The following is a 17911-nucleotide window of genomic DNA, read 5'->3' as shown; positions in this document are numbered from 1 at the left end:
TAAAAAACTAATAACATAATCATGAAGAAATTATTATTTCTATTCTTATCTCTTACGCTTGCATCATGTGGATCAGACAGCGGCAGAGATGACGAAAGTGGCACAGCCAATAACTTCAATGCCTCTTCAAAAGTGGTAACAGGCAAACCCAGTTTCAGCAATGCACAGTTCAAATTTGCGGGTACAGTCATTTCTTCCGGTCCCGGATATTTAAAGCGTGGCTTCTGCTGGGGAAAAAATATAAACCCTACTATCAGCAATTCCAAAACGGTTGAAGAATATACTGATACAACGGGAGATTTTCAACTGACAGCAACGTACAGCACTGATTTTGAAAAATCAACTACTTATTATGTAAGAGCATATATCCAGTCTAATAATGGGAGTATTACGTATGGAGAAAATGTGACCTTCGTTACTCCCGCAAAAATGGATATTACTTTCAAAATGGCTAAAGCGATATATACAACCTCAGCTACATTAAGTACTGAAGATATTGCGGTAAATTATCTTGAATCATTTTATCCTGATGAAAAAGGATTCTGCTACAGAACCAGTACCGGAGTCAATATTTCCAACGGTCAAATCATTAAAATATCGAATCCTAATAATTATTCAGCATACGAACTGGAAGCTACCGCCTTACTTCCCAACACCACATATTATGTAAGGTCTTATGTAAAAGAGGGTGCGCAGGTCTATTATTCGGATGAAAAAACATTTACAACAGCGGGTGCTATTGGGGCTTCAGGTGGATATGTTTTTTATGATAAAGGAGAGTTTACGGATGGTTGGAGATATCTGGAAGCGGCACCTGCCAACCTTACCTATAATGGTTCTGATAAGATCAGATGGGGTTGCACATTTAATATCATCAATCAGACTCAGGCAGCAATGGGATCAGGCCCTGCTAATACGGCAAGAATCATTTCCCAGTGCTCTGATGCCAACTGTGCCGCCAGATTATGCGCCAATTATACAGTAAATGGTATCAATAACTGGTTTCTACCATCTGAAGACGAACTGATGGCATTCTATAAAAGTTCCAAAAACGTTTACAATATTGCAGCAAACCCGTGGAATGATGTATCACAAAAATATTTTTGGAGTTCTACCGAAGTACCGGCTATCAATTCAGCAAGAATTCTTGACGGATATGTAGGGCATACTTGGGAATACAACAAAGATTACAATATGGTTAGGGTAAGACCTTTCAGAAGATTTTAAAATATTTTACAAGACAAAAACCGCTTCTCTAAGCGGTTTTTTCTATTACTAGGATTAAAAAAAATCTATATATTCATACTTTTAACAGAGAAAAGTCCTTCATTCAAATTAATAATCACTTTTTTTCCGTAATCAATCTGAATAGTAAACATATTTTCCAATGGGAACTGAAGTACAGCCTGCAGAATAAGGCGTATTACACCTGCGTGAGTAATGATCAGTACCTTACTGATATTCTTTTTTAATGTGAGTTCATACCAGAAACTATGCACACGGATTTGCATTTCACGAAGATTTTCACCGCCGTTCGCTTTAATATTCACAAAATCATGATACCAAGGATTGATCTCTTCTTCTGGAATATCACTCCATTTTTTCAGCTCCCAACTCCCGAAATTCATTTCCCGCAGCCTTTCATCTGTCTTATAATCATCATTAAAATGATCTGCCAAGAGGCGGCACCGTAAAGACGGGCTTGAAACCACAAGATCAAAGTCATGATCTGTAAGTATTCTTTTAAAATCGTCCTGATAATTTTCCTTTAAGGGGATATCTGCAAATCCGTAGCACAGATTTTCAGGATTATCTACAGCGGTATGACGGATCAGATGAATTTCCATACGATAATTGTTCCAAGGTAAAATAAAACTTCGCAAATCTGCTGTACAGAGCCCAGACAGTCGCCTGTATACCCACCAATATGTTTTTTAAAATACCATCCGAGATAAATTTTTCCTACATATGCCAATGCAAAAGCAATGATCAGCCGCCAGTCGGGAATCAGGGTAAAAGCGATTAAAACACCGATAAAACTTACTAATAATGCTTTCCCATTCAGTGGTTTATTGGCTAAAGGTTTAGATTTACTCACGTCAATATCGGTCACATATTCATGGGTATAAATCATCGTTCCTGAAATAAATCTGCTTGATGTGTGGGCTAGTATAATAATACATGAAGTCTTCAATAAATCTATTGTACCCAATGCCTGAATACTGTAAAATTTCAAAGCAAAAAGAAGAATAATTCCAATGGTTCCATATGCTCCTACTCTGCTGTCTTTCATAATGGTAAGAATTTTTTCTTTTCCATATCCACCTCCAAAACTGTCGCACATATCTGTAAAACCGTCTTCATGAAATGCCCCGGTAAGTAAAACACTGGAAATCATCATCAAAACAATACCTATTTCCAGATTAAAAAGCAAGCTGCCGAGATAAAAGATTACTGCATTAATGAATCCCACAACGAGTCCTACCCAGGCAAAATATTTTTGGGATTTGTTCATAATATCCGAAGAATAAGGGATTTTGAACGGAACGGGAATTCTTGTAAAAAACATCAATGCCGTTGCCAGGTAGATCAGTTCATTTTTTAGGACTTTCATCTATACTTTTTTAATATAAAACTGGAAGAATCATTCTCTGTAAAATTAGGAAAGCTTTTAACAATGATAAAGAGATCCATTGAAAAAAAAGGAAACATGAGTCTTATCATCTGAAATTTATACTTTTTATTTCCCAAGTATTTTTAGTTTTGCATCGTAATAACCATGAAAAAAAATCAAATGAAAAAGTCTTATTTCATTGCACTATGCGTTGTAGCTATGACCAGCTGCTCAGCTCCAGGTGATGAACTACTAAGTCAGGACGAGTCTAACAACTTACAGACTCTTAACGGATCAAATTCTAATATATTAGCCAAAGGAGGCTTCAGAGACAATCCGGATACGCCAAGCCCTCCACCTTCAGGAATCTGGGCAAAATCTTTTTACTTAACCAACCCTATTTACGGTTTCTACAGTGACCTTACCAAAAAGCACCTGTATAATACCTCTCCTTTACCATCGGAGCTTCCTAAATCCTATCCCGGACTAAGCTATTATTTTATGGAGAGATTATTAGGTTCTGCAGATGGGCCTGGGCCAACCATTACAAGATGGTTTCATACAGGTAGTAATGATTTGGTATTAACAACCAATCCTAATGAACTTGTCGGCCAGAGTAACTGGGAAAGAAGAGATCTTGGAACCAGCTACAATGGTGATGAGCCTGGAAGTTTCCCTATTTACAGGTATTTCAATTCCGGTAAGAAGACTCACTTCTATACCAGAGACAAGAATGAACTGGGAGATGGAAAAGATGGTTATGTTTACGAGGGACTTGCTTTCTACTTAAAAGATTCAGAACCTAAAGCGTATCGAATTCATGACGGAAAATTCTACCAGGATAATAATACAGGAGCGCTGTATGTAGTGTTTGAAAGTACTCTAAGACGTATTGAGTCCGCAGCTGTTATGAATAACCTATTCTCTCCTCTTATTGTTCTTCCTGGAAATGTAGACGAAGAGCTTACTGGAGACAGAGGACCTGATATCACTTCATCAGCCCAGCTTGTACAAAATACCAACGACGGTAAAATATATATGGTAGATGATGGATTATACAGATACATTCCTGATACGCAAACATTTAATGCATTTAGATTCAAAGAAAGTTCTATTCAGCGCAAGCCAGTACGTATGATGTTTGTAGGCAAGAATATTGTCAAAACATACTAATAGATTTATTATAGAAACATTGAAGGGGCATTATAGCCCCTTTATTTTTATCTAAATCTAAGATGATTTATTGGAAATATGAGCATCTTCAAAACTTGACATTTCATTCAGAAAGTTAACCGCACTTTGAATAAGCGGATAAGCCAATGCACATCCCGTTCCTTCACCCAGGCGCAGATTCAGGTTTAAAAGAGCATTTTCTCTCATCAATCCCAGCAATTGAGGATGGGCATTTTCATTGCTTACATGGCAGAAGATGCAATTGTTCAGAATTTCCGGGTTCTTTTTCCAGACAGTGGCTACTGCTACAGTGGCAATAAACCCGTCTACCATGATCAGCATGTTCTGATGATAGGCTTCTTCTATCGCTCCGATCATCTGGGCTATTTCTAATCCGCCGAAAGTTTGTGCAATTTCGTCTTCAGCCATTTCGGACGGATATTTTTCTATAGCTTCTGTTAAGATATGAACCTTATTTTGCAACTGATGGTCATTCAGCCCCGTTCCGCGCCCGATACAGTTTTTAATCGGAATATCAAACAATTTACTCATCATTAAAGAAGAAGCGGAGGTATTCCCGATTCCCATTTCCCCGAAACCAATGATATTACAACCTTTTCGTGCAATGTCGTGAACCACGCTTTTTCCATTTTTAAGTGCCTGCTGATACTCTTCATAAGTCATAGCAGGTTCTACCAGAATATTACGGCTGGATTTTCGGACTTTTTTATCCACCAGATTCAATCCTTCCGGAAAATCGAAATTCACTCCGGCATCCACAATTTTAATCTTAATATCATTCTGTCTGCAAAAAACATTGATGGCAGCCCCTCCGCCAAGGAAATTCATCACCATTTGATAGGTTACTTCCTGTGGATAAGCACTTACACCTGCCGTAGCAATCCCATGATCAGCGGCAAAAACCACCATATGAGGATTCAATAGCTTTGGAGAAGTCGTTTTCTGAACCATTCCAATTTTATGAGCAATGTGCTCAAGATGTCCTAATGCCCCTAAAGGTTTTGTTTTAAAATCAATTTTATGCTGTAATTCTGATGATAACATGGATCTTGATAGTTATATTAAATGAAAAAATGCAATATTAGTAAAATAGAGAGTATTCTGTATCATGTAATTATAGAAGTTTGAAATTTGATACTGTAAGTTAGAAAGGAAACTTCCCCATTCTCAAAAGTTCTTACGCTCCAACCTGACAATCTGTACCGTAAATCCCACAATAAAAAATATACGTAAGTACATTGCGTAGACAACTTATTACTTTGTACCATCAATAAAAAACAATGACACCAAAAATACTTGAAAAAATAAAAGAAGTTGAAGCTACACGTGATGTAGAAGTTCTTCTTGTCGTAGAATCGGGAAGCAGAGCCTGGGGTTTTGCCTCTCCTGACAGTGATTATGATATACGTTTCATATACCGTCATGAAAAAGACTGGTATCTTTCTCCATGGGATAAGGATGAAACGATAGAGTTTATGACAGAAGACGATCTGGACGGTTCCGGTTGGGATCTGAGAAAGACTTTTCATCTTTTACTAAAATCGAACGCAGCTTTGCTGAGCTGGTTCTATTCGCCAATCGTTTATAAAGCCAATGAAAGATTTGTAGAGATTTTCAAACCTCTGGCTGATGCCTGCTTTTCACCAATAGCCGTTTCTTACCATTATTTGAGCATGAGCAAAAAATATCTGGAAGCCTGCAGAAATGATGAAGTAAAATTAAAAAGTTACTTTTATTGCTTGCGAACCACATTAACAGGAAAGTGGATCATAGAGAAAGGAACGGTTCCACCTGTACTGTTCAGCGATCTGCTAGTGTTAACAGATGATGATACAAGGCGGAAAATAGAAGATCTTATTGCCTTAAAAGCCACCAAAGGAGAATCTTATTACCACCCGAACGATTGGGACCTGTTTGATTTTCTGGAGAAAACGATCGCTGAGAATGAAGAAAAATCAAAAGGTTTATCAGGAGGAAAGGCGGATAAAGGTGAGATGGAAAGAGTTTTTAGAGAGATATTAAAACTTTAAAGAAAGATAGAATGAAAATATTTAACTTCTTCAAAAAGAAGTATACTCAACCCCTTCAAGAGAAGACTGATAAATTGATTCCAAAAGGGAAAGAGAAAATGCATGAATTTATTGAAAGATGTCAATTTTTAAAGAAAGAAATGGGAATTGAAGTTCCTCTGTCAGTGATGGAAACTTTCAAAAGGTATGATCTCCCCAAACACAATTATTTCTATAGTATTTTTTGGAATGTTGATGATGATAGTTTTACCGTTTTCTATACGGAAGATTTTATTGAATTAGTTGCTACCCGATACAAAGAAACTCATGGAAAAGATGCAGATTTAGCTCCATTGATAGATCAGCTTGATGAGGCGGTTTATGAATTCCGTATGAAAGAAGATTGTTTCGACAGAACCAACCCTTCTTTTGATTTTATCAACAACTGTTATGAAGAATTCAGAAAGTCTGGAGAAGAACTTATTATCACCATGGATCTGGGAAATTATGACAATCTCGTTCTCAATAAAGAAGAAAAAGGCAATGTCGGGTATAATTTATCATCTTATAAAACAACTGCAGGAATGCAATATAAATTTCTTACACAATTCAGAGCTTTATCGGAACTCATCCAAGAAACCCTAGACAGTCAGCAAAATCATTATGAATCTTATAATACAATCAAATGAAAAATATAATCGCTCTATCTCCTATATATACGGACGACAGCAACAATCTTAAGAAAGCATCACTCAACTCTCCTTATGAGCTGAACCGATTCAATGCAAAATGGAATGTTCCGGAGGAATTTCGTGCGGATGTAGTAGCGGTGTATGGTGAAGATATTTATGCTGAAATTGTTGCTGAACAATGCAATTTAACATTAACAAAGCCCGATGATAACTGGCTTTCTAAAATTTCAGAAGAGTTTACAAAGCGGAAAATTGCTTACGGAAAACTGAAAGATTTTGTACATGAAGAAAATATTTTCATCAAATGTTCAGATTTTAAAAGCTTTAAAGCAGGTGTTTTCGATAAAGTAACCAATATTAAAGGTTTTGAAACACTGGATCCGGAAAGCATGGTTTTCACTTCTGAAGTTGTAGAATGGGAACTTGAAGTAAGGTGCTTTGTACTCAATAATGAAATTAAAACCTATTCTTCTTATTGGCGAAATGATGTATTTGATACCCATGAACTTTCAGAAAAAGAAAAAAACGATATGTTTGGCTTTTTTCGCTCCTTTATTCAAAAATATTCCTCCACGCTGCCCGTTGCCATCGTTCTGGATTTCGGAATTATAAAAGGAAAAGGCTGGGCATTGATTGAAGCCAACCCTGCATGGTGTTCCGGACTGTATGCGTGTGACGCCGAAAAAGCCCTGCAAGTGATTGCGAAGAGCTGTATCAAAAAATAAACGATTACGGGAATCCACAATCGTTTAATATAAACTAAGAATATTTTTGTTAAAAATATTCTTAGTATGAAAAAAGTAAATGTTCTAAGATTTTTTTTAGCATCCCCAAGTGATGTTAAAGCAGAAAGACAAATGTTTTTTGCGTTAAAAGAAGAGTTAGATTTTTTAATCGGGAAAGATAAAAATATAAAATTTGAAATCGTCAATTGGGAAAAAAACACTTACCCAGGAAAAGGTGATGATGCTCAAGATGTAATCAATAATCAAATTAATAATCAGTATGATGTCTTTGTTGGAATTTTTTGGCAAAGATTTGGAACACCTACAAACAGACACGAGTCTGGCACCTTAGAAGAATACGAAAATGCAAAAACCAAATATGAAAAAGATAAGGAAAACACTCATATTATGATGTATTTTAAGACTGAAGGGAATCAAAATGTTTATGATATTGATCTAAAACAATTTCAAAAAGTTAAAGACTTTAGACAGAAAATTTCAATGGAGGATGGTGTTTTATTTTCTGAATTTGAAAAAACAGAAGACTTAAAAAATTTAGCTTTATTACATATCTCAAATTTAGTAAGTCAAAAATTTTCTCGAAAAAAAACAGTTGCCAAAAAAAATACTCTTAAAAAAAATGATACTTCTATTGAAGAGACAACCGACAAATATGAATTATTAGCTATGAAAATTGACAAAGGAGACTATAACTTAGAGTTTGAGAATTTTATAGAAGATGTAGAAAAAACTCTTGGCTTCTTTTCTGATTTAACCACAACAACGAATAAACTTACAGTTGCTATGAATTTCTTCACCACAAAAACTGGTGAAAGAACAAAGCAACTAGACAGAGTGAAAACAATCAAAGATGAAAGGCTAAAATTGAGTAAAGCAAAACAGATATCAAATGAATATGCTTTAGATTTAGATAAATATTCAGAAGATTTTGAAACCCTTTTGCCGGAATTTAAAGACGCAATCAGTAATAGTATTCAATCTTACTCAGAAATTATTCTTAAAGCGGTCAATTCTAATACATTTGATAAAGACAGAAAGGATGAATTGTTAGCAAACATCCCAATATTTTTAGAATCTGTTGAAGGTGCAATTGATGGTACCGCAAGCTTCTTAGAAACATTTACACAAATGAATACACATTTTACTTCAAAATTTAGTACCGCTAAAAGAAGAGCAGAACTAGCAACTAATAATATGTTTAAAGAATTATTAAGAACAAAAAAGTTATTGAAACAATTATTGGATGATAATAAATAAGATTAAGAGAATATTTAAATCATGAAATAAAAAATATTCTAAAAATGAGTTATTTGAGATTTTTCTATTCCTCATTTGTTACGCTTAAAATAGCAAGTTAGAATACGTAAAAACATATTATTTATATATAACCCAACTCCTCCATCAAATCATTGGTGGAGTGTTTTTCTGTAAAAATCTCGAGAATTAACAAAACAAACCGGGCTATTAAAAATGTCCATTTTTTTATAGCCGATTATCTTTTTAATCGATAAAATTCACTTGTGCAAAAACACTACGTAGTTTTATAGCTAATTTGCACTCAAAAAAATTAATCATGATCATCCAGGATTTAAAAAACAAAAAACTTCTTCTCTTCGAAGCTATTTCGGGAAGTCGCGCTTTTGGGCTGGCAACAGAAAATTCGGACACAGACATTAGAGGAGTGTATTACCTGCCTAAGGAAGATTTCTTTGGACTGAACTATATTCCGCAGATTTCCAATGAGACGAATGATATTACGTATTATGAAATCGGGAGGTTTGTAGAATTGCTTCAGAAAAACAATCCTAATATTCTGGAAATTCTGGCAAGTCCGGAAGACTGTATTCAATACAAACATCCGTTGATGGATTTGCTGAAAACTGAGGATTTCCTTTCAAAATTATGCAAAGATACGTTTGCCGGGTATGCTGTTTCCCAGATCAAAAAGGCAAAAGGTCTCAATAAAAAAATTTTAAATCCTATTGATAAAGAAAGAAAATCGATCCTGGATTTTTGTTTTATCCTGGAAGGACAAAATTCAATACCATTGAAAAAATGGCTATATAAATTCCTCTCTGGAAAACGGGGTGGTCTATCACAAAAAAATTGTGGATTAATAAACATTGACCATACCAAGGGAATGTTTGCTTTATTTTATGATGAATCGGGAACATTGGGCTATAAAGGAATTATTCAGAATGAAGAGGCGAATCAGGTTTGTGTATCATCCATTCCCAAAGATGAAAAACCCATTGCCTATCTGTTCTGCAATCTCGATGCCTACTCTGTGTATTGCAAAGACTACAGGGAATATTGGAAATGGGTCGCTGAGCGCAATGAAGACCGTTACAATGTCAATCAGACTCACGGACAGAATTATGACAGCAAAAATATGATGCACACCATACGATTGCTACAGTCCTGCGAACAGATTTTTAAAAATAATACCCTTCAGATTCGGGTTGATAATCGTGAAGAACTTCTTGATATCAAAGCAGGCCATCAATCTTACGAGACAGTAATGAAAAAAGCTGAGGGACTCATTCAATCTATTGAGGACCTTTACTCTACCTCCCACTTACCTGAGTATCCTGATGTAGAAAAAACAACAAAAACACTGATTAAAATAAGGGAAACCCTTTATCAATAACGAGTTATGAATAGTGGGACTGTTAAATCCAAGCACTCCCACTCTCTTACCCTCAAATTCTCAAACCCCAAATCACTTCTTCGAAGCCTTCGCCATCGGATTATAATCAAGACATATTTTGATCCAATATTCAAAATCATCAGGTTTTCGGTAGCCAATAGGTTCTACATAACAATAACCTTTCAACTGCTTTCCTTTCATCATCATCGGTAAAAAACCTTTCTTCTCCGAAACTTCATCTTCCAATTTAGGATCAAAACGGCACATCAGATTATCATGACTTATGTTGATGCACATCTTTCCATTCACAAGAAAAGACAATCCGCTGAACATTTTTTTTTCCTCGATCTCTATGTTGTTTTCCATGGAAAGCCGTTCACGTACCCGATCGGCAAGTTCTGTACTATAGGCCATGATTTTATTTTTTTTTGTTATTTAAAATTAATTAAAAACTGTGATTATCACACTATTTCTTCCAGATTATTGATGAATCTAAAATTAAATAAATAAAATTTTATTTAAATAAATTATTGTTTTACGATAATTTATTATACATTTGCAATATTAATTAATGTTCATACCATGAACCAGACTAAAATTATTTCAAGGATTTTATTTTATATCTGCTCCTTACTTTCAGCTGGATATTTAATCACTTTTGTGTATTCCTTATTTTGCCTTATCACAGGATTTTCGGTTACGCCCTATAAAGAAGGGAAATTCCTTCATATCAATTATCCATTTACGGAAGAGCCGTTTCTGAATATAGAAAGCAATTACCCTTATATGATATTCTCTTTTATGTTGGTTCTTATCACCTATGGAATCTTTTTCTGTTTATCTGCCCGCGTTTTCAAAGTATTTTTCCAACAAAAGCTGTTTACTCAGGAGAATATCATTCAGCTTAAGAAATTTTACCTGTACAATATTTTCATTCCGCTTCCACTGGTTATAATCGCGAGTTTCTTTGTGAAAGTAGAAAGTATGATATGGGGACTGGTGTTTATTCACTTTATGCTCGGAATTTTCTGTCTCTTTCTTGCTAATATCTTCAAGCAAGGACTACATTTGCAAAACGAACAAGATCTATTTATATAAAATGCCAATAATAGTCAACTTAGATGTGATGCTTGCCAAACGAAAAATGCAGAGTAAAGAATTGGCAGAAAAACTGGGAATCACTCCTGTGAACCTATCAATCCTCAAAACCGGAAAAGCAAAAGGAGTACGTTTTGATACTCTGGAAGCCATCTGCAAAATCCTGGAATGCCAGCCAGGAGATATCCTCGAATTTAAAGAGTAAGTGAGATGTAGGGTTTGGAGTTTGAGGGGGAAAGTGTTTTAGAGTGAGAGTATAATAGTTTCCTTTTATCTTCTTGCATCCAACAACTAACCTTTAATTTCTAACTTTCAGCATCTAAACTAGCATCCAGCAACTAAATTCTAACTTCTAAACGAGCTGCCAAAAGGCTGCCTGTCCTTCTATTCCCCAAACACAACGCTATGAATGCATTATCAATCAACAATCTCAACCTTACCTACCCCAATGGTTTTCAGGCCGTAAAAGATATTTCTTTGGAAATCACCAATGGAATGTTTGGTTTATTAGGTCCGAACGGAGCGGGTAAATCGTCTCTGATGAAAACCATTGTAGGTTTACAGAAACCCACTTCAGGAACTCTATTTTTCAATGAAGTAGATCTTATCAAAAATCCGGATTATATCAAGAAAAACTTAGGATTTCTCCCTCAGGATTTTGGTGTTTATCCTAAAATTTCGGCGTATGATCTTCTGGAACATATCGCTATATTAAAGGGTATTACAAACGCTTCGCAGAGAAAAGATCAGATTCGCAGCCTTCTTGATAAAGTTAACCTTTCCGGATTTGCAAAAAAAGAAGTTCATACCTTTTCAGGAGGAATGAAACAACGGTTTGGAGTCGCTCAGGCTTTGCTTGGGAATCCTAAAATCATTATTGCCGACGAACCTACTGCAGGACTTGATCCTGAAGAACGAAACAGGTTCAATACATTGCTGAGCGAAATCAGTCGTGATGTTATTGTGATTCTTTCTACCCATCTGGTGGAGGATGTAAGAAATCTCTGTTCTGAAATGGCCGTTATAAACAATGGACAGATCCTTAGAAAAGGAAATCCTGGAAAATTAATAACTGAACTGGAACAGAAAATCTGGTCAAAATCCATTGACAAACAGGAACTGGAAAACTACAGTTCACGCTATGAAATCATCAGCAGACAGCTGGTAGAAAGAGCGCTTCACATTACTGTTTTTTCTGAAGAAACTCTCCAAGATTTCACTCCTGTAAATCCTTTACTGGAGCACGTTTACTTTCATTCATTAACGCAAACTCCTTAGTTATGAACGCCATATTTTTATTCGAAGCCAAGCGCAACATCAAGCATTGGCCAGCTTATCTTATTGCCTTTATTTTGTTAACCATGGGTATTTTTTGTGGCAGTCAGTTCAATCTTTCCGTAGGTCAGGGAATCTATCTTAATTCGCCTTACACCATCGGATTTATGACGGGAATGCTGAGTCTTTCTATTATTTTCTTTGCGATTCTGTATGCTTTACAACTTCTCTTTAAAGATCATGATTCAAAGTTTGCACCTATTTTATTTTCATTTCCTTTATCGAAAAAATTTTATGTGAATGGTCTTTTTCTGACTTACTTTTTACAGACATTTTTAAGTTTTTCCTTTTTAATACTCGGTTTCCTCATCGGTCAGAGCCTGCGCAACGGAAGTGAAATACAAAATACATTCAACATCATTTACTATTTTTATCCTTTATTGATTTTTGGAATTATCAATAGTTTTTTTATCTGCAGCTTTCTGTTTTTCATTTCCCTTACCGTTAAAAAAAAGCTGCTGGTTGTAGTAGGTGGATTATTCCTTTACGTTTTTTATATGATTGTCTTATTATTTTCCAACTCACCATTTATGGCTGGAAGCACCCCTCAGTCACTGGAAGTACAACATTTTTCGGCCATATTCGACCCGTTTGGTATTTCATCTTATTTCACAGAATCTATGCACCTTACTGCAGATCAGAAAAACAGACAGATTGTTCCTTTTACCGGTTATTTTCTTCTTAACAGAGCCCTATTTTTCCTCATTTCTATCACACTTATATGGCTAACCTCCCGCTTATTTTCGTTTTCAGATCATTCGGGACAGAAAATAAAAAAATCTACATGGGTAAATCCTATATCATCCCAGACATTACCCTCCGGATATTCTACCGTACTTCCTGATTTCAGGAGAAAGGCTTCACTACGCTCAATGTTTTCTTTTGTAAAAATCGATTTAACTTACCTTTTCAAAAGTGTTACTATTCCTGCTGTTTCTATTCTTCTTTTATTTTGTGTCGGAATGGAAATGTATGCCGAAATTGAAAAAGGAATTCGGCTTCCACAGAAATTTGCCAGTTCCGGATTGATGGCAACAACAATTTCTGAAAATTTTTCTTTGCTGGGATTGCTGATTTCCACCTATTTTCTGAATGATCTGTATTGGAGGAGCCATTCTTCAGGATTCTTTATGATCGAAAACAGTACATTTTTTGCTAAAAATCGTTTAACAGGACATTTTATTTCCATTACTATTCTTCTGTTCTTTTTCACCATTATTTTAATTGTTCAGGGAATAGTCTTTCAGGCAATGTATCAATACTTTTATATTGACTGGAATGCTTATCTCGGTGTTTTTGTTTTCAATACCTTTCCCATAATCCTGTTCTCAGGATTGATTTTATTAATCAATAATTGGATTTCTCACAAATTTATCGCGTTAGGAGTTTCAATTATTGCCGTATTTATATTATCAGGACCCGTTTCCATGAAAATTCTTTTTTATCCTGTTCTGAGAATATTTTCAGATTTCAAAGGCAGCTACAGTGATTTTAATGGATATGGAATATATCTGACAGCTTTTTTACAACGGCTTTTATTCGGTTTTGGATTGATCCTCGCACTTTGGACAATAACCCAATGGATAAAGACTAAAAAAACATCTTGGATTCCAGTATTTTTCAGCCTTGTTCTTCTCTTTATCGGGGTTTTATGTGGAAGATCTTTTATGGAAGGTTACATTCCGGAGAATAAAGAGGAGACCATTTTACAATCGGTTCAGTATGAAAAGTTCTACAAAAAGTATGAGAAACTACCACAACCTGACATTATTGATGTGACTACTGAGATTCAACTGTATTCTTCTGAAAATGCTTATCAGATTACAGGAAGATATATTCTTAAAAATCAATCGGGGGAGCCCATTGATAAAATACTCATCAATTTTAATAAGGACTTAAAACTCCAGTCAGCGGTTTTCAAACATGGTTCAGAAATCATAACATTAAATAATTCTACTGCTGAAATTTCTTTAAAAAAGCCAATCCTTCCTGATGACATCTCTTCATTAGATTTTATACTCTCCTATCAATGGTATGCAGTAAATGGTCATCGTTCTTTCAATGCAATCATCGGAAATGGTTCTTTTATGAGGATCAGCAGATATTATCCAACTATTGGGTATCAAAAAGAATATGAAATTCAGGATCCGCAGGAAAGAAATAAGTTTCAACTCGGAACCCTTACAGAAATGAAGAAACCGGAAGCTCCGGAAGTATTCAAAAGAGATTTTATCAATCTGAATATGACTGTTTCCACGGAAAAAGATCAAACCGCTGTGGGTACAGGTGATCTGATCAGAAAATGGACTGCTGCCGACAGAAATTATTTTCAATATAGATCTCATCAGATTCCTTTCCGTTTTGCTGTTTCTTCTGCAGAATATAAAGAGAAAAGCATGGTTTATAAAGGGATTACCATCAACATTCTATATCATAAAAAGCATGCTGAAAACGTAAATCATCTTCTCAAAAATGTAAAACTTACCTTGGATTACTGTCAGCAAAATTTTGGTCCGTATCCTTTTAAATCGATCACTTTTGCAGAAATTTCATCGTATACAAAAGGATTTGCTGCAACCGCTTATCCATCTTCGATCTTTATGCCTGAAAATATGGTTTTTCATGCCAATATTGAGGCAGATAAGAAGCAGGATGTCATCAATGAACTTGCTGGGCATGAGCTTTCACATCTTTGGTGGGGAAACAGTCAGATCAATCCTGATGAAAGAGAAGGTTCTGTGATGCTTACAGAAACTCTTGCCATGTACACAGAAATGATGCTTTACAAAAAAATGCATGGAAAAGTGAACATGATGGAAAGAGTAAAAGTACATCAACAGATCTACGATAGTGAGAAAGGGCTATCCGAGGACGTTCCTATTTATAAAGCTACGGGTGATGCTCCTCATATTTCCTACTCCAAAGGAGCTGTAGCAATGGTGGCCTTAAGCGATCTTATTGGTGAAGAGAACGTGAATTTGGCGTTGAGACGTTTTTTAAACAACAATCAATATCCAAAAAAACCAAGCTCTTTGGATTTGATTCATGAGCTTTATAAGGTTTCTCCTGATAAAATGACACGGAAAAAAATTGACGCATTATTTAAATAAAGAAATACAACTGGTTTGTTAATATTATAAAAGCAAAAAAATCCCTCAAAACTGAGGGATTTCTATATTTAGGAAAATATCTTATTAAGCTTCGTTAGAAGGTTCCTGCTTTTCAGCTGGTCTTTCACCTTGTGGCTTCTGTCCTTCCGGTCTTCTTTGTCCGTCTGGTTTACCTTGTCCTTCTGGTCTTGGTTTTCCTTCTGGTCTTGGAGGTCTTGGTAAAAGAACTTTACGGGAAAGTTTCATTTTTTTACGATCATCGTAACCCATAAACTTCACTTCTACTTCGTCACCTTCTGCGTAAGGAACTTTGTCCAGACGAGCCCATTCAATTTCTGAAATGTGAAGAAGTCCTTCTGTACCTTTAGCAATTGCTACGAAAGCACCGAAATCCATTACTTTTACTACTTTACCTTTGTAAACTTCTCCTACAACCGGTACGAAAGTAATTTCATTAATTTTTGCGATAGCAGCATTAATCTTCTCTCTGTCTGTTCCTGAAATTTCGATACGTCCGATTTCTCCAATTTCTTCAATAGCGATAACGGTTTCTGTATCTTTCTGCATCTGCTGGATAATTTTTCCACCAGGCCCAATTACAGCACCAATGAAATCTTTAGCGATTTCCATTACGACCATCTTCGGAGCGTGAGGTTTAACGTCTGCTCTAGGAGTGGCAATTGTTTCAGTGATTTTATTCAGGATGTGTAATCTTCCGTCTTTAGCCTGCATCAAAGCTTTTTCCATGATGTCCATAGAAAGTCCCTGGATTTTGATATCCATCTGACAAGCTGTAATACCGTCTGCAGTACCCGTTACTTTGAAGTCCATATCTCCAAGGTGATCTTCGTCTCCTAAGATATCGGAAAGTACAGTGAATTTACCAGATTTTGTATCAGTAATCAATCCCATTGCAATACCTGAAACAGGTTTTGTAATCTGTACCCCTGCATCCATCAATGCTAATGTTCCTGCACAAACGGTTGCCATTGAAGAAGAACCGTTAGATTCAAGGATATCAGAAACGATTCTGATAGTGTATGGATTTTCTGCAGGAATTACTGCTGTTAGAGCTCTTTGAGCCAAGTTCCCGTGTCCTACTTCTCTTCTTGAAGTTCCTCTTAAAGGTCTTGCTTCACCTGTTGAGAATGGAGGGAAGTTGTAGTGTAGGAAGAATCTTTCGTCATGCTGCGTAATTACGCTGTCGATCATGTTTGCATCTTTCACAGAACCTAACGTTACTGCTGTTAAAGACTGAGTTTCACCTCTTGTAAACACTGCAGAACCGTGAGCCCCCGGAAGGTAATCAATCTCTGACCAGATAGGACGGATCGTTTGAGGATCACGACCATCAAGACGGATATTGTCTTCAAGGATCATTTGACGCATTGCTTCTTTTTCTACATCGTGGTAGTATACTTTAACGAAAGGAGTTACTCTTGCCAGCTCTTCTTCATTTTCAGCATATTGTGCTAAGAAATCTGCAAGAACTGCTTTGAATTTTTCTCCTCTTTCTTCTTTATTAGATGGAGTTTTTGCTACTTCATATACTTTGTCATAGCACTCTTTCCATACTTTTTCACGAATTTCTTCGTCGTGATCTTCGTGGCTGTATTCTCTTTTAGGGAAAGATTTTCCTACTTTCTCAGCAAGTCTTTCCTGAGCTTCGATCTGTTTTTTGATCTCTGCATGAGCGAAGTTGATCGCTTCAAGCATTTCCTGCTCAGAGATCTCCTTCATTTCTCCTTCTACCATTACAATGGAGTCTTTAGTAGCTCCCACCATAATGTCGATATCTGATTTTAATAAGTTTTCGTAACTTGGATTAACGGCTAATTGTCCGTCGATTCTTACGACTCTTGCTTCAGACATTGGCCCGTTGAAAGGAATATCTGTAATAGCAATAGCTGCAGAAGCTGCCAAACCTGCTAGTGCTTCAGGCATTACTTCTTTATCGTAAGAGATTAATGAGATCATCACCTGTACTTCCGCATGGAAATCTTCAGGGAAAAGTGGACGTAGAACTCTGTCTACCAATCTCATCGTAAGCACTTCATCATCAGATGGTTTTGCTTCTCTACGGAAGAAATTCCCAGGAATTCTTCCCCCTGCATAAAACTTTTCTCTGTAATCTACTGTTAATGGTAAAAAGTCTACACCAGGATTTGCTTCTTTATTGGCTACAACAGTTGCTAAAAGCATTGTTCCGCCACATTTAACCACTACAGATCCGTCAGCCTGCTTCGCCAGCTTTCCCGTTTCAATAGTGATTTCCCTGCCGTCTGCAAGGATAATCGTTTCTGTAAACGCTTGAGGTATACTCATAAAATTGCTTCTTTATACTCCGTATTGAGTATGATTAATATTTAAACTCTTTAAATTTCGTTTGCAAAGGTACTATATAATAATGATATATTAAATTTTTCAATTGCTTAAATAGGGCTTTAAAATACAAAAATTTGG

At 36.0% G+C, this 17911-nt stretch carries 16 protein-coding genes; 11 read left to right on the top strand and 5 right to left on the bottom strand.

What is annotated here, in order from left to right; all coding sequences use genetic code 11:
• The first annotated feature begins 21 nt into the window (after nucleotides 1–21).
• Nucleotides 22–1227, top strand: coding sequence for a hypothetical protein (locus ACL9RH_RS00550; protein ID WP_422691374.1), 1206 nt, complete (start codon nucleotides 22–24; stop codon nucleotides 1225–1227).
• A 65-nt stretch (nucleotides 1228–1292) separates the two neighbouring features.
• Here ACL9RH_RS00550 and cobC read toward each other — a convergent pair whose 3' ends face one another.
• Nucleotides 1293–1847 (bottom strand): alpha-ribazole phosphatase family protein, encoded by a 555-nt coding sequence (gene cobC, locus ACL9RH_RS00545; protein ID WP_422691373.1) that lies wholly within the window; start codon nucleotides 1845–1847, stop codon nucleotides 1293–1295.
• Nucleotides 1832–2614, bottom strand: coding sequence for an adenosylcobinamide-GDP ribazoletransferase (locus ACL9RH_RS00540; protein WP_422691372.1), 783 nt, complete (start codon nucleotides 2612–2614; stop codon nucleotides 1832–1834). Before ACL9RH_RS00540 ends, cobC begins: the two co-directional genes overlap by 16 nt.
• Before the next feature lie 180 nt (nucleotides 2615–2794).
• Here ACL9RH_RS00540 and ACL9RH_RS00535 point away from each other — a divergent pair, with 180 nt between their 5' ends.
• Nucleotides 2795–3787, top strand: a complete 993-nt coding sequence (locus ACL9RH_RS00535; RefSeq protein WP_422691371.1) for a hypothetical protein — start codon at nucleotides 2795–2797, stop codon at nucleotides 3785–3787.
• Between the two features lie 57 nt (nucleotides 3788–3844).
• Here the strand turns inward: ACL9RH_RS00535 and cobT are convergent, their stop codons facing one another.
• On the bottom strand, nucleotides 3845–4852 hold the full coding sequence (cobT, locus tag ACL9RH_RS00530; RefSeq protein WP_422691370.1) for a nicotinate-nucleotide--dimethylbenzimidazole phosphoribosyltransferase: 1008 nt from the start codon (nucleotides 4850–4852) through the stop codon (nucleotides 3845–3847).
• A gap of 236 nt (nucleotides 4853–5088) precedes the next feature.
• Here cobT and ACL9RH_RS00525 point away from each other — a divergent pair, with 236 nt between their 5' ends.
• The 5 genes from ACL9RH_RS00525 to ACL9RH_RS00505 all read left to right on the top strand — a co-directional run bounded on the left by ACL9RH_RS00525 (nucleotide 5089) and on the right by ACL9RH_RS00505 (nucleotide 9905).
• Nucleotides 5089–5838: a nucleotidyltransferase domain-containing protein gene (locus tag ACL9RH_RS00525; protein WP_422691369.1), complete on the top strand. Its 750-nt coding sequence runs from the start codon at nucleotides 5089–5091 to the stop codon at nucleotides 5836–5838.
• 11 nt (nucleotides 5839–5849) lie between these two features.
• A complete protein-coding gene (locus ACL9RH_RS00520; RefSeq protein ID WP_422691368.1) occupies nucleotides 5850–6506 on the top strand; it encodes a hypothetical protein in 657 nt (218 codons plus the stop codon).
• Entirely contained in the window at nucleotides 6503–7234 is a 732-nt protein-coding gene (locus ACL9RH_RS00515; protein WP_422691367.1) for an ATP-grasp domain-containing protein, read from the top strand. The genes ACL9RH_RS00520 and ACL9RH_RS00515 overlap by 4 nt, the downstream gene beginning before the upstream one ends.
• Nucleotides 7235–7300: 66 nt before the next feature.
• A complete protein-coding gene (locus ACL9RH_RS00510) occupies nucleotides 7301–8512 on the top strand; it encodes a hypothetical protein (protein WP_422691366.1) in 1212 nt (403 codons plus the stop codon).
• 316 nt (nucleotides 8513–8828) lie between these two features.
• Nucleotides 8829–9905, top strand: coding sequence for a nucleotidyltransferase domain-containing protein (locus ACL9RH_RS00505; RefSeq protein WP_422691365.1), 1077 nt, complete (start codon nucleotides 8829–8831; stop codon nucleotides 9903–9905).
• A 72-nt stretch (nucleotides 9906–9977) separates the two neighbouring features.
• Here the strand turns inward: ACL9RH_RS00505 and ACL9RH_RS00500 are convergent, their stop codons facing one another.
• Nucleotides 9978–10319 carry a TfoX/Sxy family protein gene (locus tag ACL9RH_RS00500; protein ID WP_422691364.1) on the bottom strand — a complete coding sequence of 114 codons (342 nt, stop codon included), beginning with the start codon at nucleotides 10317–10319 and terminating at the stop codon, nucleotides 9978–9980.
• A 168-nt stretch (nucleotides 10320–10487) separates the two neighbouring features.
• Here ACL9RH_RS00500 and ACL9RH_RS00495 point away from each other — a divergent pair, with 168 nt between their 5' ends.
• The 4 genes from ACL9RH_RS00495 (at nucleotide 10488) to ACL9RH_RS00480 (ending at nucleotide 15448) form a co-directional block, all read left to right on the top strand.
• On the top strand, nucleotides 10488–11003 hold the full coding sequence (locus tag ACL9RH_RS00495; protein ID WP_422691363.1) for a DUF2975 domain-containing protein: 516 nt from the start codon (nucleotides 10488–10490) through the stop codon (nucleotides 11001–11003).
• A 1-nt stretch (nucleotide 11004) separates the two neighbouring features.
• Entirely contained in the window at nucleotides 11005–11208 is a 204-nt protein-coding gene (locus ACL9RH_RS00490; RefSeq protein WP_002980904.1) for a helix-turn-helix domain-containing protein, read from the top strand.
• A gap of 200 nt (nucleotides 11209–11408) precedes the next feature.
• Nucleotides 11409–12281, top strand: coding sequence for an ABC transporter ATP-binding protein (locus ACL9RH_RS00485; protein ID WP_422691362.1), 873 nt, complete (start codon nucleotides 11409–11411; stop codon nucleotides 12279–12281).
• Nucleotides 12282–12283: 2 nt separating this feature from the next.
• On the top strand, nucleotides 12284–15448 hold the full coding sequence (locus ACL9RH_RS00480; RefSeq protein ID WP_422691361.1) for a M1 family aminopeptidase: 3165 nt from the start codon (nucleotides 12284–12286) through the stop codon (nucleotides 15446–15448).
• 84 nt (nucleotides 15449–15532) lie between these two features.
• Here the strand turns inward: ACL9RH_RS00480 and ACL9RH_RS00475 are convergent, their stop codons facing one another.
• Nucleotides 15533–17773: a polyribonucleotide nucleotidyltransferase gene (locus ACL9RH_RS00475; protein WP_422691360.1), complete on the bottom strand. Its 2241-nt coding sequence runs from the start codon at nucleotides 17771–17773 to the stop codon at nucleotides 15533–15535.
• Nucleotides 17774–17911: the final 138 nt, after the last annotated feature.

Source organism: Chryseobacterium sp. Mn2064, from assembly GCF_049319685.1.
Taxonomy (GTDB): domain Bacteria; phylum Bacteroidota; class Bacteroidia; order Flavobacteriales; family Weeksellaceae; genus Chryseobacterium.
Note: the sequence above shows the minus strand (reverse complement) of the source record. Positions and strands in the feature narration are given on the sequence as shown.

What these genes read in the sequence shown, in the direction of transcription:
- ACL9RH_RS00550 (WP_422691374.1), top strand. Translation starts at nt 22, where the DNA reads ATGAAGAAATTATTATTTCTATTCTTATCTCTTACGCTTGCATCATGT.
- cobC (WP_422691373.1), bottom strand. Translation starts at nt 1,847, where the DNA reads ATGGAAATTCATCTGATCCGTCATACCGCTGTAGATAATCCTGAAAAT.
- ACL9RH_RS00540 (WP_422691372.1), bottom strand. Translation starts at nt 2,614, where the DNA reads ATGAAAGTCCTAAAAAATGAACTGATCTACCTGGCAACGGCATTGATG.
- ACL9RH_RS00535 (WP_422691371.1), top strand. Translation starts at nt 2,795, where the DNA reads ATGAAAAAGTCTTATTTCATTGCACTATGCGTTGTAGCTATGACCAGC.
- cobT (WP_422691370.1), bottom strand. Translation starts at nt 4,852, where the DNA reads ATGTTATCATCAGAATTACAGCATAAAATTGATTTTAAAACAAAACCT.
- ACL9RH_RS00525 (WP_422691369.1), top strand. Translation starts at nt 5,089, where the DNA reads ATGACACCAAAAATACTTGAAAAAATAAAAGAAGTTGAAGCTACACGT.
- ACL9RH_RS00520 (WP_422691368.1), top strand. Translation starts at nt 5,850, where the DNA reads ATGAAAATATTTAACTTCTTCAAAAAGAAGTATACTCAACCCCTTCAA.
- ACL9RH_RS00515 (WP_422691367.1), top strand. Translation starts at nt 6,503, where the DNA reads ATGAAAAATATAATCGCTCTATCTCCTATATATACGGACGACAGCAAC.
- ACL9RH_RS00510 (WP_422691366.1), top strand. Translation starts at nt 7,301, where the DNA reads ATGAAAAAAGTAAATGTTCTAAGATTTTTTTTAGCATCCCCAAGTGAT.
- ACL9RH_RS00505 (WP_422691365.1), top strand. Translation starts at nt 8,829, where the DNA reads ATGATCATCCAGGATTTAAAAAACAAAAAACTTCTTCTCTTCGAAGCT.
- ACL9RH_RS00500 (WP_422691364.1), bottom strand. Translation starts at nt 10,319, where the DNA reads ATGGCCTATAGTACAGAACTTGCCGATCGGGTACGTGAACGGCTTTCC.
- ACL9RH_RS00495 (WP_422691363.1), top strand. Translation starts at nt 10,488, where the DNA reads ATGAACCAGACTAAAATTATTTCAAGGATTTTATTTTATATCTGCTCC.
- ACL9RH_RS00490 (WP_002980904.1), top strand. Translation starts at nt 11,005, where the DNA reads ATGCCAATAATAGTCAACTTAGATGTGATGCTTGCCAAACGAAAAATG.
- ACL9RH_RS00485 (WP_422691362.1), top strand. Translation starts at nt 11,409, where the DNA reads ATGAATGCATTATCAATCAACAATCTCAACCTTACCTACCCCAATGGT.
- ACL9RH_RS00480 (WP_422691361.1), top strand. Translation starts at nt 12,284, where the DNA reads ATGAACGCCATATTTTTATTCGAAGCCAAGCGCAACATCAAGCATTGG.
- ACL9RH_RS00475 (WP_422691360.1), bottom strand. Translation starts at nt 17,773, where the DNA reads ATGAGTATACCTCAAGCGTTTACAGAAACGATTATCCTTGCAGACGGC.